Source organism: Pseudomonas sp. H11T01 (assembly GCF_048515765.1).
In the GTDB taxonomy this organism is placed as follows: Bacteria; Pseudomonadota; Gammaproteobacteria; order Pseudomonadales; family Pseudomonadaceae; genus Aquipseudomonas.
This window is the reverse complement of record NZ_JBLYED010000019.1, coordinates 40874-65238: the sequence shown is the minus strand read 5'-3', so window position 1 is coordinate 65238 and position 24365 is coordinate 40874. Positions and strand designations below refer to the sequence as shown.

Below are 24365 nucleotides of genomic sequence, written 5' to 3'. Positions count from 1 at the left end.
TCAGAGCAGCACCACGTCATATTGTTCCTGGGAGTACATGGTCTCGACCTGGAAGCGGATGGTCCGCCCGATAAACCCTTCCAGTTCCGCGACGTTCCCCGACTCTTCGTCGAGTAACCGATCAACCACTTTCTGATTGGCCAACACTCTGTAGCCCACGGCCTGGTATGCCCGAGCCTCACGCAGGATCTCGCGAAAAATCTCGTAGCACACGGTTTCCGGGGTTTTCAACTTGCCGCGGCCCTGACAACTGCTGCACGGTTCACACAGCACCTGCTCGAGGCTTTCACGGGTACGCTTGCGGGTCATCTGCACCAGGCCCAACTCGGTGATACCAATGATGTTGGTCTTGGCGTGATCACGTTCCAGTTGTTTCTCCAGCGTACGCAACACCTGACGCTGGTGTTCTTCATCTTCCATGTCGATGAAGTCGATGATGATGATTCCGCCCAGATTACGCAGACGCAGCTGGCGGGCAATCGCCGTAGCGGCCTCAAGGTTGGTCTTGAAGATCGTCTCTTCGAGGTTGCGATGGCCGACAAAAGCCCCGGTGTTGACGTCGATGGTGCTCATGGCTTCCGCCGGGTCGACCACCAGATAGCCGCCGGATTTGAGCGGTACTTTGCGCTCCAGGGCTTTCTGGATCTCGTCTTCGACACCGTACAGATCGAAAATCGGCCGCTCGCCGGGATAGTGCTCAAGGCGGTCTGCTATTTCCGGCATCAGCTCAGCGACGAACTGTGTGGTTTTCTGGAAAGTTTCCCGGGAATCGATGCGGATTTTCTCGATCTTAGGGCTGACCAGATCGCGCAAGGTGCGCAAGGCCAGACCCAGATCTTCATAAATAACGCTCGGCGCGCTGATGGTCTTGATCTGCTCTGCAATCTGATCCCAGAGTCTTCGCAGGTAGCGGATGTCCATCAGGATCTCATCGGCCCCGGCGCCTTCAGCGGCCGTACGCAGGATGAAGCCACCGGCTTCCTTGATGCCTTCCTTCGCCACGCAGTCGCTGACCACCTGTTTCAGACGCTCGCGCTCGGCTTCGTCTTCAATCTTCAGGGAAATGCCGACGTGAGCGGTACGCGGCATGTACACCAGATAACGCGACGGAATCGACAGTTGGGTGGTCAGGCGTGCACCTTTGGAACCGATCGGGTCCTTGGTGACTTGCACGACAAGGCTCTGCCCTTCATGGACCAGGGAGCCGATGCTTTCCACCGCCGGACCTTCACGCATGGAGATTTCCGAGGCGTGAATAAATGCAGCGCGATCCAGGCCGATATCGACAAATGCCGCCTGCATGCCCGGCAAAACCCGGACCACCTTGCCTTTATAGATGTTGCCGACGATCCCGCGTTTCTGGGTGCGCTCGACATGGACTTCTTGCAGAACACCGTTTTCGACCACCGCCACGCGCGATTCCATCGGCGTGATGTTGATCAGAATCTCTTCACTCATGGCAGGGTCTCGCTCAAGCATATTCACGATAATGGCCGCGTCATTCAGGTACGGCGCTTAGCGCACTGTAAGGTTTTGCCAACAGGGTATGCCGAAATGGCCGAGCAGTTCTGCGGTTTCGCACACTGGCAGGCCAACGACCGCTGAATAACTGCCATTGAGCCCTGCGACAAACACCGCACCCAACCCCTGAATCCCGTAACCACCGGCCTTATCCTGCGGCTCGCCGCTGGCCCAGTAGGCCGCAGCCTCTTGGCGACTGATCGACCGAAACCGCACCAGGCTGCGGACCACCCGCGACTCACAACGCTGGCCGTCGAGTACGGCTATTGCGGTCAGGACCTCATGCTCACGATCGGACAAGGCCATCAGCATGGCCAGAGAGTCGGCTTCATCAACCGGTTTGCCGAGAATGTTCCCATCCAGTACCACGGCGGTATCGGCACCCAACACACAAATCGGTGCGCCGGATTCGCTGACCGCAAGCTTGGCGCGCCCGGCTTCGGCCTTGCCGCGCGCCAGACGCTCGACATAGGCCGCTGGGGATTCGTCAATCAGAGGAGTTTCATCGATGTCCGCACTGATGGCGGAAAAAGGCACGCCGATCTGCGTTAGCAGTTCACGTCGACGTGGTGAGCCGGAAGCCAGATAGAGCGGGTTCATCAAGACATCTCCCTGTCGAGGTATGCGTAGCGTCTGTTGACGTTTGGTGACGAACCGCCCAGCGTCAACAGACCCTAAGCCTGACCGGATCAATTGATTTTGTAGCGGCGACTCAACCCACGCAAACCGAAGCTGACCCACGGCCAGAGCAAGGCGCTGACCAATGCGGGCAATACCAGCGCCAACGTCGGTTGGCGGTTACCGGTCAGCGCACTGAGCCACAACTGAGCCAGTTGAGCCAGACCGAAGATCACCAGTATCACCAGGCTTTGCTGCCACATCGGGAACATGCGCAAACGCTGTTGCAACGACAACACCAGGAAAGTGATCAGGGTCAGAATCAACGCGTTCTGCCCCAGCAACGTGCCGTACAGCACGTCTTCCGCCAGACCAAGACACCAGGCAGTGACCATGCCGACTTTCTGCGGCAACGCCAATGCCCAGAAGGCCAGCAACAATGCCAGCCACAGCGGACGCAGAATCTCCATGAACTGCGGCAACGGCGAAACACTGAGTAACAGGCCAATGGCGAAGGTCAGCCAGACCATCCAGCCGTTGCGCGAATGAACTGCCATTATTGCCTCTCCCGAGTGGTAGTCGCCGGTGCCGCCGCAGGCGGTTTCGCCGCTGCCGGGGTGGCCGGTTTAACGGGACGCGAGCGGGTATGAGCAGCCGGTTTGGCGGGCACGACAGCAGGCGCTGGCGTTGCAGCAACCGGAGCCGGAGCCACCGCAGGCGCTGGCGGCGTGACAGTTTTGGGGACGGTTGCCGGAATAATCGGGGCTGCGCCGTTTTGCTGATCCTGCGCTTCCTGAGCCTGCGCAGCGTCGTTGGCACGTTCTTCGGCAGTACGGTTATCGCTGAACACCAGCAACAGATAACGGCTACGGTTCAGTGCGGCAGTTGGAACGGCCCGGACGATAGCGAATGGCTGGCCAGAGTCATGAATCACTTCCTTGACCGTGGCCACCGGGTAGCCCGCCGGAAAACGCTGCCCCAGACCAGAGCTGACCAGCAGGTCGCCTTCCTTGATGTCCGCGGTGTCCGCCACATGGCGCAACTCCAGGCGTTCCGGATTACCGGTTCCGCTGGCGATGGCGCGCAGACCATTACGGTTCACCTGAACGGGGATACTGTGGGTGGTGTCGGTCAACAGCAGCACACGAGAGGTGTACGGCATCAACTCAACCACCTGCCCCATCAGGCCGCGAGCATCGAGCACCGGCTGACCGAGAACCACACCGTCGCGCTCACCTTTGTTGATGATAATGCGATGGGTGAACGGATTGGGGTCCATGCCGATCAACTCGGCCACTTCGACCTTCTCGTTGACCAATGCGGAAGAGTTGAGCAACTCGCGCAGCCGAACGTTCTGCTCGGTCAAGGCAGCCAGTTTTTGCATGCGGCCTTGCAACAGCAGGTTTTCAGTCTTGAGTTTTTCGTTTTCGGCGACCAGTTCGGTGCGGCTGCCAAATTGGCTGGCCACACCTTGCCATAGCCGCTGCGGCAGGTCGGTGATCCAGTAAGACTGCATCAGCACCAGCGACATTTGGCTACGCACTGGTTTGAGCAGTGTGAAGCGGGCATCGACCACCATTAGCGCGACCGATAGCACGACCAGCACCAACACGCGCACGCCCAGTGAGGGGCCTTTGGCGAAAAGCGGTTTAATAAGCCGCTCCTCCCAGGCAAATGTTCTCGTTATTCATACGGCATCAAACCGGCCTGGAGCAGATTGACAGAAGATAAACGCCAACAGGCAGCACTGCAAAGTGCTGCCTGAGAGCGGAACAGCATAGAAGCTCTTGGCGAAATTACTCGCTGGAGAGCAGATCCATGGTGTGTTTATCCATCATTTCCAATGCACGGCCACCGCCGCGAGCAACACAGGTCAGCGGGTCTTCGGCGACGATTACCGGCAGACCGGTTTCCTGAGCCAGCAGTTTGTCCAGGTCACGCAGCAGTGCACCACCGCCGGTCAGTACCAGACCACGCTCGGCAATATCGGAAGCCAGTTCAGGAGGCGATTGCTCCAGAGCGCTTTTCACGGCCTGAACGATGGTTGCCAGAGACTCTTGCAGAGCTTCCAGTACTTCATTGGAGTTCAGGGTAAATGCGCGTGGAACGCCTTCAGCCAGGTTACGGCCGCGAACATCGACTTCACGGACTTCGCCGCCCGGGTAGGCAGTACCGATTTCCTGCTTGATGCGCTCTGCGGTGGACTCACCGATCAGGCTGCCGTAGTTACGACGCACATAAGTGATGATCGCTTCGTCGAAGCGGTCGCCGCCAACCCGTACGGATTCGGCGTAAACCACACCGTTGAGGGAGATCAGTGCGATTTCAGTGGTACCACCACCGATATCGACGACCATCGAACCGCGGGCTTCTTCAACCGGCAGACCGGCACCGATCGCAGCAGCCATTGGCTCTTCGATCAGGAACACTTCACGGGCACCGGCACCGAGGGCCGATTCACGGATGGCACGACGCTCAACCTGGGTGGATTTGCATGGAACGCAGATCAGTACACGAGGGCTAGGCTGCAAAAAGCTGTTTTCGTGAACCTTGTTGATAAAGTACTGCAGCATCTTTTCGCAAACGCTGAAGTCGGCGATCACGCCGTCCTTCATCGGACGAATGGCAGCAATATTGCCCGGTGTACGGCCGAGCATGCGCTTGGCCTCGGTGCCGACAGCAACGACACTTTTCTGGTTACCGTGCGTCCGAATGGCCACAACTGATGGTTCATTCAGGACGATTCCGCGCTCGCGCACGTAAATAAGGGTGTTGGCAGTGCCCAGGTCAATGGAAAGATCGCTGGAAAACATGCCACGCAGTTTCTTGAACATGGGGAAAGGACCCTAGGCAACGCGTGGGTAAAAAAGTGCGGCAAACTCTAACAACGACAGGGATTTTGGGCAAGGCGCCAATATGTTAAATTGACCGCTTTTCTGTGCACCAACCCCCACAATCGCGGCCTTATGACCGTAGAAATGCGGTAGTGTTCCGACAATCTAACACACGGACAGCATCCGTTCTGTTTTCCACTGGAGAATCCCATGGCGCTTGAACGCTCCGACGTGGAAAAAATCGCTCATTTGGCCTGCCTTGGCCTCAATGATGCCGATCTTCCACATATTACCTCCGCCCTGAACAGTATTCTCGGCCTGGTCGATGAAATGCAGGCTGTGAATACCGACGGTATCGAGCCTCTGGCCCACCCACTGGAAGCCAGCCAACGCCTGCGCGCAGACGTCGTGACTGAATCCAATCATCGCGAGGCCTATCAGTCCATCGCACCAGCGGTCGAAAACGGCCTGTATCTGGTTCCGAAAGTCATCGACTAAAGGGAAAGAGCCTGCAATGCATCAATTGACTCTGGCCGAGATCGCCCGCGGACTCGCCGACAAAAAGTTTTCTTCCGAAGAGCTGACCAAAGTGTTGCTGGCGCGTATCGCCCAGCTCGACCCTCAGCTCAACAGTTTCATCAGCATCACCGAAGATCTCGCGCTGACGCAGGCCAAGGCCGCAGACGTACGCCGCGCGAACGGTGAGAGCGGCACCCTGCTCGGCGCGCCGATCGCCCATAAAGACTTGTTTTGCACTCAGGGCATTCGCACCAGTTGCGGCTCGAAGATGCTCGACAACTTCAAGGCGCCGTACGACGCCACTGTGGTCGCCAAGCTGGCCGCTGCCGGGGCTGTGACCCTGGGCAAGACCAACATGGACGAATTCGCCATGGGCTCGGCCAACGAATCGAGCTACTACGGCGCAGTGAAAAACCCGTGGAATCTGGAACACGTTCCAGGCGGCTCGTCCGGCGGTTCGGCCGCAGCGGTTGCCGCTCGTCTGTTGCCTGCGGCGACCGGCACCGACACCGGTGGCTCGATCCGACAGCCGGCAGCACTGACCAACCTCACCGGCCTGAAACCGACGTACGGTCGCGTTTCGCGCTGGGGCATGATCGCTTACGCCTCCAGCCTCGATCAGGGCGGCCCGTTGGCGCGCACCGCTGAAGACTGCGCAATCATGCTGCAAGGCATGGCCGGCTTCGACCCGCAGGATTCCACCAGCATCGACGAGCCAGTGCCCGATTACAGCGCCAGCCTCAACGGTTCGCTCAAAGGTCTGCGCATCGGTGTGCCGAAAGAATACTTCAGCGCCGGTCTCGACCCGCGCATTGCCGAGCTGATCCACAACAGCGTCAAAGAGCTGGAGAAGCTCGGCGCGGTGATCAAGGAAATCAGCCTGCCGAACATGCAGCACGCGATCCCCGCGTACTACGTGATCGCCCCGGCGGAAGCGTCCTCCAACCTCTCGCGTTTTGACGGCGTGCGTTTCGGCTATCGCTGCGAAGACCCGAAAGACCTGACCGACCTTTATAAGCGTTCGCGCGGTGAAGGATTCGGTGCGGAAGTGCAGCGCCGGATCATGGTCGGTGCCTACGCGCTGTCGGCCGGTTACTACGACGCCTACTACCTGAAGGCGCAAAAGATTCGTCGCCTGATCAAGAACGACTTCATGGCGGCCTTTAATGAGGTCGACATCATCCTCGGCCCGACCACGCCTAACCCGGCCTGGAAAATCGGCGCCAAGAGCAGCGACCCGGTCGCTGCATATCTGGAAGATGTCTACACCATCACCGCCAACCTCGCCGGTCTGCCGGGCTTGTCCATGCCAGCCGGTTTTGTCGACGGCTTGCCGGTCGGCGTGCAATTGCTCGCCCCGTATTTCCAGGAAGGCCGCCTGCTCAACGTTGCGCACCAGTACCAGTTGAACACCGACTGGCACACGCGCACCCCAACAGGCTTCTGAGGAGAAACACATGCAATGGGAAGTCGTGATCGGGCTGGAGATTCATACCCAGCTCGCCACCCAATCGAAGATTTTCTCCGGTAGCGCCACCACGTTTGGCAACGAGCCCAACACCCAGGCCAGCCTGGTAGACCTGGGGATGCCCGGCGTTTTGCCGGTGCTGAACCAGGAAGCGGTGCGCATGGCGGTCAAGTTCGGCTTGGCCATCGATGCCGAAATCGGCCAGCACAACGTGTTCGCCCGTAAAAACTACTTCTACCCGGATCTGCCCAAGGGTTATCAGATCAGCCAGATGGAATTGCCGATCGTCGGCAAAGGTCATTTGGACATCGCGCTGGAAGACGGCACGGTCAAACGTGTCGGCATCACCCGCGCGCATCTGGAAGAAGACGCCGGCAAAAGCCTGCATGAAGAGTTCAACGGTGCCACCGGCATCGACCTGAACCGCGCCGGCACGCCGCTGTTGGAGATCGTCTCCGAGCCGGACATGCGCAGCGCCAAGGAAGCCGTGGCTTACGTCAAGGCGATCCACGCGCTGGTGCGTTACCTGGGCATCTGCGACGGCAACATGGCCGAAGGTTCGCTGCGCTGCGACTGTAACGTCTCGATCCGCCCTAAAGGCCAGGTTGAGTTCGGCACGCGCTGCGAGATCAAGAACGTCAACTCGTTCCGCTTCATCGAAAAGGCGATCAACACTGAAGTACGTCGTCAGATCGAGCTGATCGAAGACGGCGGCAAGGTCATTCAGCAGACCCGCCTGTACGATCCGAACAAAGACGAAACCCGCGCCATGCGCAGCAAAGAGGAAGCCAACGACTACCGTTACTTCCCCGATCCGGACCTGTTGCCGGTGGTCATCGAGGATTCGTTCCTCGCCGACATCCGCGCCACCTTGCCGGAATTGCCACCGCAGAAACGCGAGCGCTTCCAGGAACAGTTCGGTCTGTCGGTCTACGACGCCAGCGTATTGGCTACGAGCCGTGAGCAAGCGGATTACTTCGAGAAAGTCGTGAGCATCGGTGGCGACGCCAAACTGGCGGCCAACTGGGTCATGGTCGAGCTGGGCAGCCTGTTGAACAAACAGGGCCTGGAAATCGACGAAGCCCCGGTTTCGGCCGAGCAGTTGGGCGGCATGCTGCTGCGCATCAAGGACAACACCATCTCCGGCAAAATCGCCAAGATGGTCTTTGAAGGCATGGCTAACGGCGAAGGCAGTGCGGACGAAATCATCGAGAAACGCGGCCTGAAGCAAGTGACCGACAGCGGCGAAATCTCCAAAGTGCTCGACGAGATGCTCGCGGCCAACGCCGAACAGGTCGAACAGTACCGCGCGGCTGATGAAGCCAAACGCGGCAAGATGTTCGGTTTCTTCGTCGGTCAGGCCATGAAAGCCTCGAAAGGCAAAGCCAACCCGCAACAAGTCAACGAACTGCTGAAAAGCAAGCTCGAAGGCTGACCAGTATGGGGCCAGAACTAAAGCCTGGCTCAACCCCTGTGGGAGCGAGCTTGCTCGCGATAGCGGTTTGGCATTCAACATTAATGTTGGCTGTCAGGGCGCCATCGCGAGCAAGCTCGCTCCCACATTCGTTTCGGGAGCTCCTCTCTATGAAGCGTCTACTTAGCGCTTGTGCCCTGCTCTCTCTGCTGGCCGGTTGTGCCAGCCATGACATCGATCCGCGCGGCTATGACGAAACGGGCAGCGCGTCCTACTACGGTGCCAAACATCAGGGTAAACGTACCGCCAGTGGCGAGCGTTTCAACCAACATTCCTTGACCGCCGCCCATCGCCAGTTACCGTTCGGCACGCGGGTGAAGGTCACCAATCTGAGCAACGACAAGACCGTGGTGGTACGCATCAACGACCGTGGGCCGCATACCCGCGGCCGTTTGATCGACCTGTCACACGAGGCCGCCGAACAACTGGGGATGCTGCGCAACGGCACTGCCCGGGTTCGTGTGCAAAGCCTCAGCGATTGACCCTGGAGCCCCGACCATTTTCGGATTAACCGGCTTACCGCTGCTCAGCGTGATTCAGTTACTCAGCGGCCTGGTGTTATTGATCGCTGGTGCCGAGCTATTGGTGCGCGCCGCCGTACGCCTGGCCGCTCGACTGAAAGTTCGTCCGCTGATTATCGGCCTGACCATCGTCGCCTTCGGCAGCAGCGCACCGCAGATGGCTGTGAGCTTGCAAGCGACCCTCTCGGAAAACACCGACATCGCCGTCGGCAGCGTAATCGGCAGCAGCATCTTCAACGTCCTCGTCACTCTGGGCCTGTCGGCACTGATCGTTCCTCTGCGGGTTTCCCGGCAACTGGTGCGGCTGGACATCCCGCTGATGATCGGCGCCAGCCTGTTGGTATTCGTACTGGCCTACGACGAAGAGCTGACGCCACTCGATGGCCTGGTGCTATTGACGGCACTGGCGCTGTATCTCGGGTTGTTGCTGCGCCAGTCGCGGCATTCCGCCCGCCCTCAGCAAAGCCACGACGACGGTACCGCCAAGGCTCGCGCGCCGTGGTTGCGCAGCCTGGTAATCATGCTCTGCGGCTTGGCGCTGCTGGCGTTTGCTGGCCATCTGCTGCTCGGTGCTGCGGTCGAAGTGGCTACCAACCTTGGGTTATCAGAACGGATCATCGGGCTGACCATCATTGCCGTCAGCACCTCACTGCCGGAACTTGCCACCTCGCTCATCGCGGCCGTGCGCGGTCAACGCGATATTGCCGTGGGCAATGTGATCGGCAGTAACCTGTTCAACCTGCTGGGGGTTCTGGGTATCACCGCGCTGGTGGCGCCAACACCATTATCCGTGTCGCCCAATGCGCTGGATTTCGACCTGCCGGTGATGCTCGGGGTCTCCGTACTGTGTCTGCCGGTGTTCTATTCGGGCTATCGGATTACCCGCGCGGAAGGCTTGCTGTTTCTGAGCTTGTATCTGGCCTATGGGCTGCATGTGGTGTCGTTCACCACCGGCATGCCGCTGGCCGGCAAGCTGGAACACTTGATGCTGTTTTTCGTTCTGCCGGCGCTGGTGGCGTTTTTGTTGTTCACGTCACTGCGCGCCTGGCGTCGCCAACACAAGAGGGAATCGCAATGACCGATAACAAGCCTGCACCTTCAAGAACGGCCGGCGTTGAAATGCGCCGCCAAGTGATGGGCGATGCCTTCGTCGACCGTGCACTGGGCAATGCCACTGAGTTCACCCAGCCACTGCAGGACTTCGTCAACGAGCACGCCTGGGGCAGCGTTTGGAACCGCGAAGGCTTGCCGCTGAAAACCCGCAGCCTGATCACCCTCGCCGCCCTCACCGCGTTGAAGTGCCCGCAGGAATTGAAAGGCCACGTGCGCGGCGCACTGAATAACGGCTGCACCGTGGAAGAGATTCGTGAAGCGCTGCTGCACTGCGCGGTGTATGCCGGTGTGCCGGCTGCAATCGATGCATTTCGTGCGGCACAGGAAGTGATTGATAGCTATCAAAAGCCTGAGTAACAGGCTGGCATTTGTGCTGGATGTAACATTGCTATCGCGAGCAAGCTCGCGATTGGATCTAAAGAACAATGAAGATCCGAGGGCTTAAATCCACCCACCCCACTGCAACAAGAAGATCCCGATATTGGTTGTCACCGCCGCCATCAGCGTGGTGATCACAATAATCGCGGCCGCCAACTCGTGATTGCCGTTGGCCTGCCGGGCCATGACGAAGCTGGCGGCGGCAGTCGGGCTGCCGAAGTACAGAAACAGAATCCCCAACTCCGACCCGCGAAACCCGCACAACCAGGCGCCGAATGTCGCCAACACCGGCAAACCGATCATCTTCACCAGGCTTGCGCTCAACGCCAGCTCACCACTTTTGCGCAATGCCGCCAGCGATAGCGTGCCACCGATGCAGATCAGTGCCAGTGGCAACGTCGTCTGCGCCAGATACCCGCCGGAGGTTTCCAGCCAGTGGGGCAATCCAATCTGGAACCAGGCAAAGGGCGCGGCGGCAAACACGCTGATGATCAGCGGGTTACTGAGCACGCTTTTAAAGATGCTCCACGGATCAGACTTGATCACCGGGCTGTAGACCGCCAGCACAATGCTCGAGAGGGTGTTGTAGAGCAGGATCACCAGCCCTGCGAGAATCGCCCCGAGGGAAATCCCATTGTCGCCATACATGCTCGCAGCCAAGGCGAGACCGATGACGGCGTTATTGCCGCGAAAAGCGCCCTGCGTGTAGATCCCGCGATCTTCCAGTGGGCAACGCCAGATCGCCCAGCCCCATGCAATGGCAAAACCGATCAGCGTAGCGATGGCGAAATAGATCAGTAATGACGGCCGCAACGCTGAGTGCAGATCAGCATGCAGGATGCCCAGAAACAACAACGCCGGCATGGTGACGTTGAACACCAGGGCCGACGCGGTATGGATAAAATTGTCGTTGATCCAGTCAATGCGCTTGAGCAGCACACCCAAAAACAACATGGCAAACACCGGCGCGGTGATGTTCAGCGTTTCGAGAAAGATTGCCAGCATGCCTGGTGAACCTTGTGCCTGTCGTTAGGGGGCTAATGATAAGCCAGCAAGGACGCTTGCGTCTGGTAGACCGCTATCGTCGGAACGCCGCCCGGAGCAAGCCCGCTCCCACATTAAATCTTCGGTGTGCACACAATTTGTGCCCAAAGCAGATCGAGTGTGGGAGCGGGCTTGCTCGCGATGCGGGCGACCCGGTCTCAGGTAATCGGCGCGGGATTAAACAGCGTGATGTCGTTGTGCAGTTTGTGCTGTTCAGCCCAGGTCTGTTTCTTACCGCTGGCCACATCCAGATAGAAGTGGAACAACTCCCAGCCGAGCTCTTCAATAGAAGCTCGCCCCGTCGCAATACGCCCGGCATCGATATCGATCAGGTCTGGCCAACGCTGAGCCAGTTCGGTGCGGGTCGAGACCTTCACCACTGGCGCCATGGCCAGACCATAGGGCGTGCCGCGCCCGGTGGTGAACACATGCAAGTTCATCCCGGCTGCCAGTTGCAAGGTACCGCAGACAAAATCACTGGCCGGCGTCGCACAAAAAATCAGCCCTTTGCGCTTGAAGCGTTCTCCAGGGCCGAGCACCCCGTTGATCGCGCTGCTGCCGGATTTGACGATGGAGCCCAACGACTTCTCGACGATATTCGACAACCCGCCCTTCTTGTTGCCCGGCGTGGTATTGGCGCTGCGATCCGCTTCACCCTTGGTCAGGTAACGGTCGTACCAGTCCATCTCGCGCACCAGCTCTTTCGCCACTTCCTCGGTTTCCGCGCGCGAGGTCAACAAGTAGATGGCATCGCGCACTTCGGTCACTTCGGAAAACATCACCGTCGCACCCGCTCTTAACAGCAAGTCCGAGGCATAACCCAGCGCCGGATTGGCGGTGATCCCGGAAAACGCGTCACTGCCGCCACACTGCATGCCGAGAATCAACTCGGATGCCGGCACAGTTTCGCGGCGACGTTGATCGAGCTTCTTCAAACGGATTTCGGCCAATTCCATGATCTGTTCGATCATCTCGGTGAAACCGTGGCTGGAGTCCTGCAGGCGATACAACCATGGCTCACTGAGGTCCACCGAGCTGTCGTTGTCGTGCATCACCTGGCCGGCCTGCAATTTCTCACAGCCAAGGCTGATGACCAACGCTTCGCCACCCAGATTCGGGTTGCGCGCCAGATTACGCACAGTGCGGATCGGGATGTAGGCATCGGTGGCGGTAATGGCCACACCGCAGCCGTAGCTGTGGGTCAGCGCCACGACATCATCGACATGCGGATATTTGGGCAACAGCTCATCGCGGATACGCTTGACCGCATGGTTCAGCACGCCGGTCACGCACTGCACGGTGGTAGTGATGCCGAGAATATTGCGCGTGCCGACAGTGCCATCGGCGTTGCGATAGCCCTCGAAGGTGAACCCCTCCAGTGGCGCCTGCGCAGCCGGCACATCGGTGGACAGCGGCAGGCTGTCCAGCGGTGGCGCAGTGGGCATGCGCAGTTGATCTTCCTTGACCCAACTGCCGCGCGGGATTGGCTGCAAGGCATAGCCGATGGTCTGGCCGTAACGAATCACCTGACCACCTTCGGGAATGTCCACCAGCGTCACCTTGTGGCTCTGCGGGACGAAATCCACGGTGACCAGGCCGTCCGGGAACTCGGTCCCGGCCGGCACACCCTGGTCGTTGACCACAATCACCACGTTATCCAGCTCGTGCAAACGGATGTAGCGCGGCGAGTCGGAATGTTCAATCAACTGCATGACGCCGCTCCTCAGGAGTGAGCTTGAGAAAGTTTGGTAAGTTCCGGACCGTTACTCGGCGGCTCTTTGAGCACCACACGCTTGATCGGGCCGACGATCACCAGGTAACTGAACACCGCCACCAGCGCGTTGCAACCGACAAACACCAGCGCCCATTTGAACGAGCCGGTAGAGCTGATGATGTAGCCGATCACAATCGGCGTGGTGATCGAAGCGATGTTGCCGAACATGTTGAACAGGCCACCACTGAGGCCGGCGATCTGTTTCGGTGAGGTGTCGGACACCACCGCCCAACCGAGCGCGCCAACGCCTTTACCGAAGAACGCCAGAGCCATGAAGCCCACCACCATCCATTCGATGTCGACATAGTTGCAGGCGACGATACTGGTGGACAGCAGCAAACCGCCAATGATCGGTGCCTTGCGGGCGAAGGTCAGGGAATGGCCCCTGCGCAGCAGGTAGTCGGAAATGATCCCGCCCAACACGCCACCGATAAAGCCGCAAATCGCCGGCAAAGAGGCAATGAAACCGGCCTTGAGAATGGTCATGCCGCGCTCCTGAACCAGGTACACCGGGAACCAGGTCAGGAAGAAGTAGGTGATGCCGTTGATGCAGTATTGGCCCAGGTACACGCCGAGCATCATGCGGTTGGTCAACAACTGACGCATGTAGTCCCATTTCGGACCGTCGGTGCGCTTGCCCTTGTCCTGATCCATGTCGACCAGGCCGCCGTTGTCGGCGATGTGCTTGAATTCGGCTTCGTTGATCATCGGGTGCTGGCGCGGGCTGTGGATAATTTTCAGCCAGACCAGCGAGAACACGACACCGATCCCGCCCATCACCACGAACACATGCTGCCAGCCGAAGCGGTAGACGATCCAGCCCATCAGTGGGGCAAAGATCACCGTGGCGAAGTATTGCGCCGAGTTGAAGATTGCCGACGCCGTGCCGCGCTCCGCCGTAGGAAACCAGGCGGCGACAATGCGTGCGTTACCGGGGAAGGATGGCGCTTCGGCCAGGCCCACCAGAAAACGCAGCATGAACAGCGCAACGATCGCGGTGGAAACACCGAACTCACCGACATAGCCTTGCAGCACGGTGAACAGTGACCAGGTGAAGATGCTCAGGGCATAGACTTTTTTCGAGCCGAAACGGTCGAGCAGCCAGCCGCCGGGGATTTGCCCGGCCACGTAGGCCCAGCCAAACGCAGAGAAGATATAGCCGAGAGTGACCGCGTCGATGCCGAGGTCTTTTTGCAGGCTGGAGCCCGCGATGGCAATGGTGGCGCGGTCAGCGTAGTTGATCGTGGTCACCAGAAACAGCATGAGCAAAATCAAATAGCGGACATGCGTCGGCTTGGTCGCTTGCATGTAGATGTACTCCCACTGATTATTTTTATGCGCGGGTGAATCTTGTATTGTGGGAGCGAGCTTGCTCGCGATGGTCGTCAACGATAACGCGGGGCATCAGGAGTACCGCGGTGCTTTTGAGTACATCGCGAGCAAGCTCGCTCCTACAGGGTCGTGCGTGTTACAAACCGACGTAGCTGGTTTTCACCACGGTGTAGAACTCCTGCGCATAGCGACCTTGCTCACGCGAACCATAGGATGAACCTTTTCGACCACCGAACGGTACGTGGTAATCAACGCCAGCGGTCGGCAGATTGACCATCACCATCCCGGCCTGGGAGTGGCGTTTGAAGTGGTTGGCGTACTTCAGCGACGTGGTGGCAATGCCCGCCGACAGACCGAATTCGGTGTCGTTGGCCATGGCAAGTGCCGCTTCGTAATCCGCCACGCGGACGATGTTGGCCACCGGGCCGAAAATCTCTTCACGGCTGATGCGCATCTCGGCTGCGCTGTCGGCAAACAGCGTCGGTGCGAGGAAGTAGCCTTCGGTATCGCAGGTCACCAAGCCACCGCCGCTGACCAGTCGCGCACCTTCGGACTGGCCAATGTCGATGTACTTCATGTCCTGTTCAAGCTGTGCTTGCGAGACTACCGGACCGATATCAGTCCCGGACTTCAACGCATGGCCGACCTTGATCGAACGCATGCGCTCGGCCATGGCGTCGACGAACGTGTCGTGAATCCCTGCGGTGACGATAAAGCGGCTGGACGCTGTGCAACGCTGGCCGGTGGAGTAAAACGCGCTCTGCACCGACAGCTCGACCGCTTGCTTGAGATCAGCATCGTCGAGAATGATCTGCGGGTTCTTGCCGCCCATTTCCAGCTGCACTTTGGCCTGACGCGATACGCAATTGACCGCGATCTGCCGACCCACACCCACGGAACCGGTGAAGCTGATGCCGTCGACTTTCGGGCTATTCACCATGGCATCGCCGATCACGCGGCCGCTGCCCATCACCAGGTTGAATACGCCGGCCGGGAAGCCTGCACGGGAGATGATTTCCGCCAACGCCCAGGCACAACCCGGTACCAGCTCGGCCGGTTTGAGTACCACGCAATTGCCGTAGGCCAAGGCAGGGGCGATCTTCCAGGCGGGGATTGCAATCGGGAAGTTCCAAGGCGTGATCAGACCGACCACACCCAACGCTTCGCGGGTCACTTCAACGTTGACGCCCGGACGCACTGACGGCAGGTAGTCACCCGACAAACGCAGGCATTCACCGGCAAAGAACTTGAAGATATTGCCGGCGCGAGACACTTCACCGATGGCTTCGGGCAGGGTCTTGCCCTCTTCCCGGGCGAGCAGCGTGCCGAGTTCTTCGCGACGAGCGAGGATCTCACTGCCGACTTTATCCAGCGCATCACTGCGCGCTTGAATGCCGGACGTCGACCAGGCCGGGAACGCAGCGCGGGCAGCGTCGATGGCGGCGTTCACCTGAGCCAAATCGGCCTTGGCGTACTCGCCGATGACATCCGTCAACTCGGACGGATTGATATTGGTCGAGTAGTCGGCACCAGCGATCCATTGGCCGCCGATGTAGTTATCGAATCGTTTGGTATCTGACACGAGCAATCTCCTTACGCGAAGGCCGCTGATTGCTCGGCGGCCCTGGTGAATTATTTACTGCGGACCTTGCTTGTCCATCAAAGCAGCCAATGCTTCGAATTCTTCTGGCAGCAGATCAGTCAGCGGGGTGCGCACAGGGCCGGCGTCGTAGCCGGCAATTTTTGCCCCGGCCTTGACGATGCTCACCGCGTAACCGGCCTTGCGGTTGCGGATGTCCAGGTACGGCAGGAAGAAGTCATCAATGATCTTGCCGACGGTGGCGTGATCTTCGCGGGCGATGGCGTGATAGAAATCCATCGCAGTTTTCGGGATGAAGTTGAACACCGCCGAGGAGTAAACCGGTACGCCCAGTGCCTTGTAAGCGGCAGCGTAGACCTCAGCGGTCGGCAGGCCGCCGAGGTAACTGAAGCGATCGCCGAGGCGACGACGGATCGACACCATCAACTCGATATCGCCCAGACCGTCCTTGTAGCCAATCAGGTTCGGGCAGCGCTCAGCCAGGCGCTCCAGCAGCGGCGCGGTCAGACGGCAGACGTTGCGGTTGTAGACAATCACACCGATTTTTACCGATTTGCACACGGCCTCAACATGGGCGGCAACGCCGTCCTGGCTGGCTTCGGTCAGGTAATGCGGCAACAGCAGCAAGCCTTTGGCGCCCAGGCGCTCGGCTTCTTGAGCGTATTCGATGGCCTGGCGAGTGGCACCGCCGACACCGGCGAGGATCGGCACGCTGGTCGCGCAGGTGTCGACAGCGGTCTTGATCACTTGCGAGTACTCGCTGGCTGCCAGGGAGAAGAACTCACCGGTGCCGCCCGCCGCGAACAAAGCCGAGGCGCCATACGGGGCCAGCCATTCGAGACGTTTGATATAGCCCTCGCGGTGGAAATCACCCTGGGCATTGAAATCGGTTACCGGGAAAGACAGCAGCCCGGAGGAGAGGATGGACTTCAGTTCTTGTGGATTCATTATTCGAACACCCTGGGAAGCACGTTGTGATGAAAAAGTACGTCAGCCTTGGCTGATGTCGTACGTCATCGTACAACTAAAATTATAATCGTCAACTGCATTTCATCGTCGAAGCTGAGATCCGGGCAGGAACTGCTTTCCAATGGCGTTCCCGATTGCCAAGGGCGACACAAGGGGCGTGTGGTGTTCTAGGCCAAGCCAGGCGCAGGGCCATTGGCGGGTGAGAGCGGACCGTTCGATACTGAGGACTGGCTGACGCTATTGCTTGATGGCTGCCGGCCCCATCGCGAGCAAGCCCGCTCCCACACTAAATCTGCGTTTGGTCACGATAAGGTGATCGACGCAGTTCAAATGTGGGAGCGGGCTTGCTCGCGATGGCGGTCTGCGAGGCGACAAATTTCTTGCGCCTTGACCTCCAAAACCTACCCCCGCTGCGCCTCTGCCTCTTCATGGGCATGGCGCAGACGTTCACGGCTGTTGGTCAGGTGCAGACGCATGGCCGCACGGGCTGCGTCCGAATCCTGGCGGGCAATCGCTTCATAAATTTCTTCGTGTTCACGACTCAAACGACTCATGTAGTGCTGCTGGTCATCATGGGCCAGACGCGCTGAGTTGAGCCGGGTGCGCGGAATGATACTGGTGCCCAGGTGAGTCATGATGTCCGTGAAGTAGCGGTTGCCCGTGGCCAGCGCGATCTGCAAATGAAACTGAAAGTCCGACCCCACTGCATCTCCGGCACGGGCCGCACTTTCATTCAACGCATCCAGCGCTGCCCGCATCAACGCCAACTGCTCGGCACTGCGGCGTTGCGCTGCTAATCCAGCGGACTCCACTTCCAGGCTGATGCGCAGCTCAAGAATCGCTAACACATCGCGCAAGGTCACCACGGTCGCCGGATCGATACGGAAGCCGCTCGGGCTCGGTGTGTCCAGCACAAAGGTGCCGATACCGTGGCGAGTCTCGACTTGCCCTGCGGCCTGCAAGCGGGAAATCGCTTCGCGCACCACCGTGCGGCTGACGCCATGAGCCTCCATGATCGCCGACTCGGTGGGCAACTTGTCGCCACGTTTGAGCAAGCCATCGCGAATCTGCTCGGACAGTACCGTCACCAGCTCCTGCGCAAGGCTGCGGCGCTTGCGTGGAAGGCGTGGCGCGTCGATCTGGTTTTCCATGGTGAACATCTTTCTCGGCAAACGGCTGAACCCGCATCATAGCTCAACCGGGTTGTACGATCACCGCCCCCGTGAACCATCCTCCCTACGCCGTCACAGTTTGCTCGACCAAGTGACCACCTTCGATGCGCACATGCCGTGGGTGGAAACGTTTGAGACTGCTGCGATGCCCGACGCTGACGATGCTCAAGCCCGGCAACTGATGAATCAAGGCTTGATAGAGCGCCGCTTCGTCCTCTTCGTCCATCGCCGAGGTGGCTTCATCCATGTACAACCAATGCGGTGCATAGAGCAGCACACGGGCAAAGGCCAGACGTTGCTGCTCGCCCGGCGACAACATGCGCTGCCAGTGATTGCTCTCATCCAGGCGCGGAATCAGGTGCGGTAAACGACAAGTCTCTAGCACTTGCACATAACGCTCGTGAGGATAAACGTCACCCGGCTGTGGATAACTCAGGGCATCACGCAGGCTGCCAATCGGTAGATAAGGCTTTTGCGGCAGGAACAAATAACGCTGAGCCGGCACACGGATACTGCCGTGGCCGTTGGGCCAAAGATGCCCCATGGCCCGCAGCAAAGTACTTTTGCCGCTACCGGAACGACCGCTGAGCATCAGACGCTCACCGGCCGCAACGCTCATATTGGCGCCGGCGAGCAAGTGACGGCCATCAGCCAGGTCCAGCCCCAGGTTATGCACTTTCAGCTCATCGCCCTGGCTCTGCACATCGATTGCCGGCGCCCGCTCTTCGTTTTCGGTCATGGCCTGATGGAAGCTCAGCAACCGGTCACAGGTGGCGCGCCACGCCGCGAGATCGGAGTAAGCGGTAATGAACCAGCTGAAGTTCTCCTGAACGTTGCCGAACGCCGAGTTGATTTGCATCAGCTCGCCGAGCTCGATCTTGCCGGTGAAGTAGCGCGGTGCCGCGACAATGAACGGGAAGATAATCGCGATTTGCCCATAGCCGGCGGTGAAGAATGTCAGGCGTTTGGACACCCGCATGATGTCCCAGAAGTTGTGCCAGACCATGCCGAAGCGGGTACTCAGCCGCTTGTTCTCGTTCGGTTCGCCGTTATACAGCGCAATGCTCTCGGCATTTTCACGAACCCGGACCAGGGAAAAACGCAGGTCGGCTTCGAAGCGTTGTTGTTGGTTGTTCAAGCTGATCAAGCGCTTGCCGATCAGGTGGGTCAGCCAGCTGCCGACCACCGCATACACCAGCGCACACCAGAACATGTAGCCGGGAATCGTATAGCCGAAGACCTCGATACTGCCCGACACTCCCCAAAGAATGATCGAGAACGACACCAGACTGACCACAGTGCGGATCAACCCCAACCCAAGGCTCAGTGTGTTGGTGGTGAAACTGTTGAGGTCTTCGGAAATCCGTTGGTCCGGGTTATCGGTGTAACCACCCTGCTCCAACTGGTAGTAGTTCTTGTCGCCGAGCCAGCGGCCGAAATGCTGTTCGGTCAGCCAGGCCCGCCAGCGAATGGTCAGCATTTGGGTCAGGTACAACCGATACACCGCCCCCAGGATCGCCACTGCGGCGATCCCGCAGAAATACAGAATCAACTGCCAGAACGCCGCGTCGTCTTTCTTTTGCAGCGCGTTATAGAAATCTTTGTACCAACTGTTGATCCACACCGAAATCGCCACGCTAAACAGCGACAGCGCGATGACGGCTATTAACAGCGTCCAGGCCTTGCCCTTCTCCTCACTGCGCCAGTACGGCGTAGTCATGCGCCAGACCCGGCGCAGGAATTGCCCACGCACGGCATCATTGACCGCGGAATATTCAGCGTTCTGATTCATTGTTCAGGCTCTATAGGGAAAAGAACACGCGTCGAACCGATCATAGATGATCGGCCCGGGTTATCGCGAGTCTGAAGATAGTCGTTCAGCGCCCGTTCAGCGACGAACGGGACGTTTCTGCAGTTTGCGCTGCAGGGTGCGACGGTGCATGCCCAAGGCGCGGGCTGTGGCGGAGATGTTGCCTTCGTGTTCGGTCAGCACGCGCTGGATGTGTTCCCATTGCAGGCGGTCCACCGACATCGGGTTTTCCGGCACCAGGGTGTCGAGGTCGGCATGCTCGGAGAGCAGCGCGGCCAGCACGTCATCGGCGTCCGCCGGTTTGCACAGGTAATTGCAGGCACCGCGCTTGATGGCCTCGACCGCGGTCGCGATGCTCGAATAACCGGTCAGGATCAACACACGCATTTCCGGATCGAGTTCGAGCAGCTTGGGCAGCAGCACCAGTCCTGAGTCGCCGTCCATTTTCAGGTCCAGCGCAGCGTAGTCCGGAATGTCCTGCTGGGCGATGGTCAGACCTTCTTCTGCGGAACCGGCAGTGCTCACGCGAAAGCCGCGGCGGCTCATGGCGCGCGCCATGACGCGGGTGAAGGTAGCGTCGTCGTCTACCAGCAATAAATGCGGCAGTTCTTCGCCTTCGACTTGGATCTCGTCACTCATGTTCGTCTCCTCGGGCGACACGAGGCAGGCGCAGCTCGGTGAGCGTACCGCCTTCCTCATGACTGTAGAGTTTCACTGAGCCGCCGGCGCGTGTCACGCTGGCCTTACTCAAAAACAGGCCCAGGCCGAAACCTTTGCCCTTGGTGGTAAAAAATGGCTTGCCGATTTGCTCGGCAATCGCCAGCGGCACGCCAGCGCCGTGGTCGCGAATGCTGATGGTGAGGTTCTCGGCATCCCAATCCAGATGCACCTCCAGCCCTTCAGGGCAGGCATCGGCGGCATTGTTCAGGAGATTGAGCAAGGCCTGGGTAAGGTCTGGTGGTGGCGCCAGACGCGGCACCTCGCCTTGGCCCAAGCGCTGAAGGCGATAACTGGCCTCCGGGCGCATCAGGTGCCAGCGGTTCAGCGCTTCATCGAGCCAGTCGGTGACGTCCTGCATGTCCACCGCCAAGCGGCGATTGGCTTCAGCGGCGCGGACCAATTGCTGCAAGGTCTCTTTGCACAACTTGACCTGGTCCTGGAGTACGCTCAAATCGTCCTGTAACAGCGGGTCGTGATGATCCTGACGCATCTCCTTGAGCAGCACGCTCATGGTTGCCAGCGGCGTGCCCAATTCATGGGCGGCCCCGGCGGCTTGCGTGGCCACAGCCAACAATTGCTGATCGCGCAGGCCTTCTTCGCGGCGGATCGCTCGCAACTCTTCCTGACGACGCAATTCTTCGGCCATTCTCGCGGCGAAGAAGGTAATCACTGCCGCGGCCAACGCGAAACTCAGCCACATGCCGTAAATCTGCATTTTTTCCCGAGCGATCGGGAAGGTCTCCAGCGGGTAGAACTGCGCCAGCAGCAAGGTGTACATCGCCAAGGCGATGCCGGAGAGAATCACCGAATAGCGCCAAGGCAAGGTCACGGCGGCAATAGTCAGCGGCACCAGGTAATAGGAAACGAAGGGGTTGGTCGAGCCACCGGAGAAATACAGCAAGGCACTGTGGATAAACAGGTCGCAGGCCAGTTGCACGGCGTACTCCAGTTCCGTCACCGGCCACGTGGTGCGCAGGCGAATGGCAGTGAAAGTACACAGCAACATCGAGCAACCGAGGGTCGCCGCCAGTTGAAACCAGGGTAACGGCAGCAGATCGAACCAGTAGGCGAGCCCCACCGAACCGGCTTGGGCGGCCAGTACCAGGGTGCGGATGAAGGTCAGACGCCAAAGGTTCTGGCGAGTGGCGGAAAGTAGTTGAACGGGGGCGAGCATGAGCTCTCCTGATGAGCGCTCCAGGCGGATCGCGACGAGTATAACCAAGCCGCGCCTTCCACAGGCAAACTGCGGCAAACGGCCACATGGCATATTCGTTCCCCTGTGGCGAGGGAGCTTGCTCCCTCGCCACAGGGGAACGATCGGCCGTTGCTACTTGTATAGAAGTTGTAACCAGGTGAACCGGATAATAAAAGCTACAGTCTGATGGTTTCACGCAGGCCCGGACCCTAATCCCTGCGGATCGCACTCAAGGAGTTTTCATGCATACATTCAGCCGCAGCGCCGCCCTTCTCGTCCTCAGCGTTGGCACCCTCGCCAGCCTACCGGCCCTGGCCGCCGATGAGCTTCATTACAACCAGATTTCCCTGCGCGCCGAAGTCAGCCAGGAAGTGGCCCGCGACCTGATGATCGTGACCCTCTACACCGAAGAACAAAACACCGACCCGGCCAAACTCGCCGCTGACGTCAGCACCACCATGAACAAGGCGCTGGCCCAGGCCAAACAGGTCAAGGACATCACCCTGCGCCAGGGCAGCCGCAACAGCTACCCGATCTACGACACCAAGGGCCAGAAAATCACCGGCTGGCGCGAACGTGCCGAACTGCGCCTGGAAAGCTCGGACTTCGCCGCCCTGTCGAAACTGACCGGCGAACTGCTGACAGACCTGAAAATGGGCGGCATGGACTTCGCCATCGCCAACCCGACCCGTAAGGCCAGCGAAGATGCGTTGCTCAAAGAAGCCGTCGGCGCCTTCAAAGCCCGCGCACAATTGGCCACCGATGCGCTGGGCGGCAAAAGCTACAAAATCGTCAACCTGAACCTCAACACCAGCGGTTACCCACAACCGTACATGCGCGCCCCCATGATGATGAAAGCCGCCAGCATGGATTCAGCGCCTGTGACCCCGGAAGTCGAAGCCGGCACTAGCCAGGTCAGCATGACGGCCGATGGTGCGATTGAAGTGTTGATGCCTTAAACGCCATCCATTGATCGTTCCCACGCTCCCGCGTGGGAATGCAGCCCGTGACGCTCTGCGTCACAGTCGAAGCGATTGCTGCACGTCCAGTCTGGCATTCCCAGTCTCGCGCTACGGACTAACCCGGTACGTCTGATCCACCTGATCCAGCGCTTTATCCACCAACAACTTGCTCAACTCGATCATCTGGTAAATCCCCAACACCACACTGCGTTGCGAGCCTTCGAGATCGAAGGCCAGGTCGCAGGCGATAGCATTGGCGCTGGCGAGCGTCTCGGAGGCGTTGGTCAGTAGCATTTCGGTGTCGAGGTTGGAGGCTACGGTGAAGATATTCACCGGCTGGGTGTCAGGGCGTCTGGGCTTGTCGAGTGGTGGCGCCAGGTAGTGATCAAGGGCTCGATCCGCAGCGGCACGGTCCTTGAGCAGGTCTTCGGCGCTCAGGGCATCGCAAAGGGGTGTAGTTTTATTGAAGGTTTGCTCTGGAATTATCTTGTCCATGTATCTGCTCCTAATCTAAATGGAGCCGTCACTTGCCGTTATGGTGGTGAGGCTATGCCCCTACTGATTTCAGGATCCCACGTCTGATCGCCGACCTGCAGCGACGGCCAAAGATTAGACGCCCGCCCAAAACCAACGCAACCGCCAAAACTCGTCGGAAAATCCCCCACCGTGGCCTCGGCCGACAGCACTTTCTGTAGGAGCTGCCGAAGGCTGCGATCTTTTGATCTTCGTTCACGCAACAACTTCGGTGCCTATGAAACAGCCAAAATCGCAGCCGTCGGCGGACCCTCCTACGGGGGGAAATGCGTACACCCTACAGACAGGCCGGCCGGTAGGCCGCCGTGATTTTGATCTGCCCGCCCCTTCGGAAGGCCGGAGCAAGGGAACGCCGAGCCTTAGCGAGGTGCCGTACGCTCGGGGCGAAGCGTTTTGCTTACTTTTGGGCGTCTGCAAAAGTGAGTTGCTATAAAAGCGAACCCTAAGTGGCCGTTACCGCAGGAATGGATATGTACGCCAGTCAAGAGATAGGCCGGCTGTCAGGCCGCCTTCGCGGGCAAGCCCGCTCCCACAGGGTATAAATAAGTAACACCCTAGCCCCAACCGGGTGCACCAAACGCCCCCGACTGCCCTCATCCGGTGCACCCAACGCACCGAAAAAATAGCTCGCAAACGGTCAAATGCGTCAATACTTATACGAATGCGACATTCGTGTACGTTCGTTCCACTGTTTAAGGCTTGTGGCCTCCGAGGATCTTGCATTGGGTACGGGCCCTGCATAAGTATCCGCAAGTCGACTCACGAGGTCGTCCTATAATTCCAAAAATGACAACAAATCATGAGGCA

22 protein-coding genes are annotated in these 24365 nt (G+C 59.1%); 7 read left to right on the top strand and 15 right to left on the bottom strand.

Annotated features, from left to right (window positions below; genetic code table 11):
- The 5 genes from rng to mreB all read right to left on the bottom strand — a co-directional run bounded on the left by rng (position 1) and on the right by mreB (position 4973).
- Positions 1 to 1458: a ribonuclease G gene (rng, locus tag ACN1C3_RS23300; protein WP_419118100.1), complete on the bottom strand. Its 1458-nt coding sequence runs from the start codon at positions 1456 to 1458 to the stop codon at positions 1 to 3.
- 57 nt (positions 1459 to 1515) lie between these two features.
- Complete coding sequence (locus tag ACN1C3_RS23295; RefSeq protein ID WP_419118099.1) at positions 1516 to 2121, bottom strand: Maf family protein; 606 nt, start codon at positions 2119 to 2121, stop codon at positions 1516 to 1518.
- An 89-nt stretch (positions 2122 to 2210) separates the two neighbouring features.
- Complete coding sequence (gene mreD, locus ACN1C3_RS23290; protein WP_419118098.1) at positions 2211 to 2696, bottom strand: rod shape-determining protein MreD; 486 nt, start codon at positions 2694 to 2696, stop codon at positions 2211 to 2213.
- Positions 2696 to 3793, bottom strand: coding sequence for a rod shape-determining protein MreC (gene mreC, locus ACN1C3_RS23285; RefSeq protein WP_419118167.1), 1098 nt, complete (start codon positions 3791 to 3793; stop codon positions 2696 to 2698). The genes mreD and mreC overlap by 1 nt, the downstream gene beginning before the upstream one ends.
- Before the next feature lie 142 nt (positions 3794 to 3935).
- The gene (gene mreB / locus ACN1C3_RS23280; protein ID WP_002555108.1) at positions 3936 to 4973 is read right to left on the bottom strand and encodes a rod shape-determining protein MreB; all 1038 of its coding nucleotides are present in this window, start codon (positions 4971 to 4973) and stop codon (positions 3936 to 3938) included.
- Between the two features lie 210 nt (positions 4974 to 5183).
- Between mreB and gatC the strand changes: the two genes are divergently transcribed.
- The 6 genes from gatC (at position 5184) to ACN1C3_RS23250 (ending at position 10425) form a co-directional block, all read left to right on the top strand.
- Positions 5184 to 5471, top strand: a complete 288-nt coding sequence (gene gatC / locus ACN1C3_RS23275) for an Asp-tRNA(Asn)/Glu-tRNA(Gln) amidotransferase subunit GatC (protein WP_007915356.1) — start codon at positions 5184 to 5186, stop codon at positions 5469 to 5471.
- Between the two features lie 16 nt (positions 5472 to 5487).
- Complete coding sequence (gene gatA / locus ACN1C3_RS23270; RefSeq protein ID WP_419118097.1) at positions 5488 to 6939, top strand: Asp-tRNA(Asn)/Glu-tRNA(Gln) amidotransferase subunit GatA; 1452 nt, start codon at positions 5488 to 5490, stop codon at positions 6937 to 6939.
- Positions 6940 to 6949: 10 nt separating this feature from the next.
- Entirely contained in the window at positions 6950 to 8395 is a 1446-nt protein-coding gene (gatB, locus tag ACN1C3_RS23265) for an Asp-tRNA(Asn)/Glu-tRNA(Gln) amidotransferase subunit GatB (RefSeq protein ID WP_419118096.1), read from the top strand.
- Positions 8396 to 8544: 149 nt separating this feature from the next.
- Positions 8545 to 8916 (top strand): septal ring lytic transglycosylase RlpA family protein, encoded by a 372-nt coding sequence (locus ACN1C3_RS23260; protein ID WP_419118095.1) that lies wholly within the window; start codon positions 8545 to 8547, stop codon positions 8914 to 8916.
- A gap of 49 nt (positions 8917 to 8965) precedes the next feature.
- The gene (locus ACN1C3_RS23255) at positions 8966 to 10033 is read left to right on the top strand and encodes a calcium/sodium antiporter (RefSeq protein ID WP_419118094.1); all 1068 of its coding nucleotides are present in this window, start codon (positions 8966 to 8968) and stop codon (positions 10031 to 10033) included.
- On the top strand, positions 10030 to 10425 hold the full coding sequence (locus ACN1C3_RS23250; RefSeq protein ID WP_419118093.1) for a carboxymuconolactone decarboxylase family protein: 396 nt from the start codon (positions 10030 to 10032) through the stop codon (positions 10423 to 10425). The genes ACN1C3_RS23255 and ACN1C3_RS23250 overlap by 4 nt, the downstream gene beginning before the upstream one ends.
- An 84-nt stretch (positions 10426 to 10509) precedes the next feature.
- On the opposite strand, the gene ACN1C3_RS23245 is transcribed toward ACN1C3_RS23250, so the two are convergent.
- The 9 genes from ACN1C3_RS23245 to ACN1C3_RS23205 form a co-directional block, all read right to left on the bottom strand.
- Positions 10510 to 11451 carry an AEC family transporter gene (locus ACN1C3_RS23245; protein WP_419118092.1) on the bottom strand — a complete coding sequence of 314 codons (942 nt, stop codon included), beginning with the start codon at positions 11449 to 11451 and terminating at the stop codon, positions 10510 to 10512.
- A gap of 197 nt (positions 11452 to 11648) precedes the next feature.
- A complete protein-coding gene (gene garD, locus ACN1C3_RS23240) occupies positions 11649 to 13202 on the bottom strand; it encodes a galactarate dehydratase (RefSeq protein WP_419118091.1) in 1554 nt (517 codons plus the stop codon).
- An 11-nt stretch (positions 13203 to 13213) separates the two neighbouring features.
- Entirely contained in the window at positions 13214 to 14620 is a 1407-nt protein-coding gene (locus tag ACN1C3_RS23235) for an MFS transporter (protein WP_419118166.1), read from the bottom strand.
- 112 nt (positions 14621 to 14732) lie between these two features.
- Complete coding sequence (locus ACN1C3_RS23230) at positions 14733 to 16178, bottom strand: aldehyde dehydrogenase family protein (protein ID WP_419118090.1); 1446 nt, start codon at positions 16176 to 16178, stop codon at positions 14733 to 14735.
- Between the two features lie 54 nt (positions 16179 to 16232).
- On the bottom strand, positions 16233 to 17144 hold the full coding sequence (gene kdgD / locus ACN1C3_RS23225) for a 5-dehydro-4-deoxyglucarate dehydratase (RefSeq protein WP_419118089.1): 912 nt from the start codon (positions 17142 to 17144) through the stop codon (positions 16233 to 16235).
- Between the two features lie 422 nt (positions 17145 to 17566).
- The gene (locus ACN1C3_RS23220) at positions 17567 to 18316 is read right to left on the bottom strand and encodes a FadR/GntR family transcriptional regulator (protein ID WP_419118088.1); all 750 of its coding nucleotides are present in this window, start codon (positions 18314 to 18316) and stop codon (positions 17567 to 17569) included.
- Between the two features lie 85 nt (positions 18317 to 18401).
- The gene (locus tag ACN1C3_RS23215; RefSeq protein ID WP_419118087.1) at positions 18402 to 20129 is read right to left on the bottom strand and encodes an ABC transporter ATP-binding protein/permease; all 1728 of its coding nucleotides are present in this window, start codon (positions 20127 to 20129) and stop codon (positions 18402 to 18404) included.
- Positions 20130 to 20225: 96 nt separating this feature from the next.
- Complete coding sequence (locus ACN1C3_RS23210) at positions 20226 to 20786, bottom strand: response regulator transcription factor (RefSeq protein ID WP_419118086.1); 561 nt, start codon at positions 20784 to 20786, stop codon at positions 20226 to 20228.
- Positions 20779 to 22041, bottom strand: a complete 1263-nt coding sequence (locus ACN1C3_RS23205) for an ATP-binding protein (protein WP_419118085.1) — start codon at positions 22039 to 22041, stop codon at positions 20779 to 20781. The genes ACN1C3_RS23210 and ACN1C3_RS23205 overlap by 8 nt, the downstream gene beginning before the upstream one ends.
- A gap of 263 nt (positions 22042 to 22304) precedes the next feature.
- Between ACN1C3_RS23205 and ACN1C3_RS23200 the strand changes: the two genes are divergently transcribed.
- A complete protein-coding gene (locus tag ACN1C3_RS23200; protein WP_419118084.1) occupies positions 22305 to 23021 on the top strand; it encodes an SIMPL domain-containing protein in 717 nt (238 codons plus the stop codon).
- Positions 23022 to 23132: 111 nt separating this feature from the next.
- Here ACN1C3_RS23200 and ACN1C3_RS23195 read toward each other — a convergent pair whose 3' ends face one another.
- Positions 23133 to 23519 (bottom strand): DUF6124 family protein, encoded by a 387-nt coding sequence (locus ACN1C3_RS23195; protein WP_419118083.1) that lies wholly within the window; start codon positions 23517 to 23519, stop codon positions 23133 to 23135.
- Positions 23520 to 24365 lie beyond the last annotated feature (846 nt).

Bases quoted from the DNA above. Each gene is read 5' to 3' on its own strand.
- rng (WP_419118100.1), bottom strand. From the start codon at position 1,458: ATGAGTGAAGAGATTCTGATCAACATCACGCCGATGGAATCGCGCGTG.
- ACN1C3_RS23295 (WP_419118099.1), bottom strand. From the start codon at position 2,121: ATGAACCCGCTCTATCTGGCTTCCGGCTCACCACGTCGACGTGAACTG.
- mreD (WP_419118098.1), bottom strand. From the start codon at position 2,696: ATGGCAGTTCATTCGCGCAACGGCTGGATGGTCTGGCTGACCTTCGCC.
- mreB (WP_002555108.1), bottom strand. From the start codon at position 4,973: ATGTTCAAGAAACTGCGTGGCATGTTTTCCAGCGATCTTTCCATTGAC.
- gatC (WP_007915356.1), top strand. From the start codon at position 5,184: ATGGCGCTTGAACGCTCCGACGTGGAAAAAATCGCTCATTTGGCCTGC.
- gatA (WP_419118097.1), top strand. From the start codon at position 5,488: ATGCATCAATTGACTCTGGCCGAGATCGCCCGCGGACTCGCCGACAAA.
- gatB (WP_419118096.1), top strand. From the start codon at position 6,950: ATGCAATGGGAAGTCGTGATCGGGCTGGAGATTCATACCCAGCTCGCC.
- ACN1C3_RS23260 (WP_419118095.1), top strand. From the start codon at position 8,545: ATGAAGCGTCTACTTAGCGCTTGTGCCCTGCTCTCTCTGCTGGCCGGT.
- ACN1C3_RS23250 (WP_419118093.1), top strand. From the start codon at position 10,030: ATGACCGATAACAAGCCTGCACCTTCAAGAACGGCCGGCGTTGAAATG.
- ACN1C3_RS23245 (WP_419118092.1), bottom strand. From the start codon at position 11,451: ATGCTGGCAATCTTTCTCGAAACGCTGAACATCACCGCGCCGGTGTTT.
- garD (WP_419118091.1), bottom strand. From the start codon at position 13,202: ATGCAGTTGATTGAACATTCCGACTCGCCGCGCTACATCCGTTTGCAC.
- kdgD (WP_419118089.1), bottom strand. From the start codon at position 17,144: ATGAATCCACAAGAACTGAAGTCCATCCTCTCCTCCGGGCTGCTGTCT.
- ACN1C3_RS23220 (WP_419118088.1), bottom strand. From the start codon at position 18,316: ATGGAAAACCAGATCGACGCGCCACGCCTTCCACGCAAGCGCCGCAGC.
- ACN1C3_RS23215 (WP_419118087.1), bottom strand. From the start codon at position 20,129: ATGAATCAGAACGCTGAATATTCCGCGGTCAATGATGCCGTGCGTGGG.
- ACN1C3_RS23210 (WP_419118086.1), bottom strand. From the start codon at position 20,786: ATGAGTGACGAGATCCAAGTCGAAGGCGAAGAACTGCCGCATTTATTG.
- ACN1C3_RS23205 (WP_419118085.1), bottom strand. From the start codon at position 22,041: ATGCTCGCCCCCGTTCAACTACTTTCCGCCACTCGCCAGAACCTTTGG.
- ACN1C3_RS23200 (WP_419118084.1), top strand. From the start codon at position 22,305: ATGCATACATTCAGCCGCAGCGCCGCCCTTCTCGTCCTCAGCGTTGGC.
- ACN1C3_RS23195 (WP_419118083.1), bottom strand. From the start codon at position 23,519: ATGGACAAGATAATTCCAGAGCAAACCTTCAATAAAACTACACCCCTT.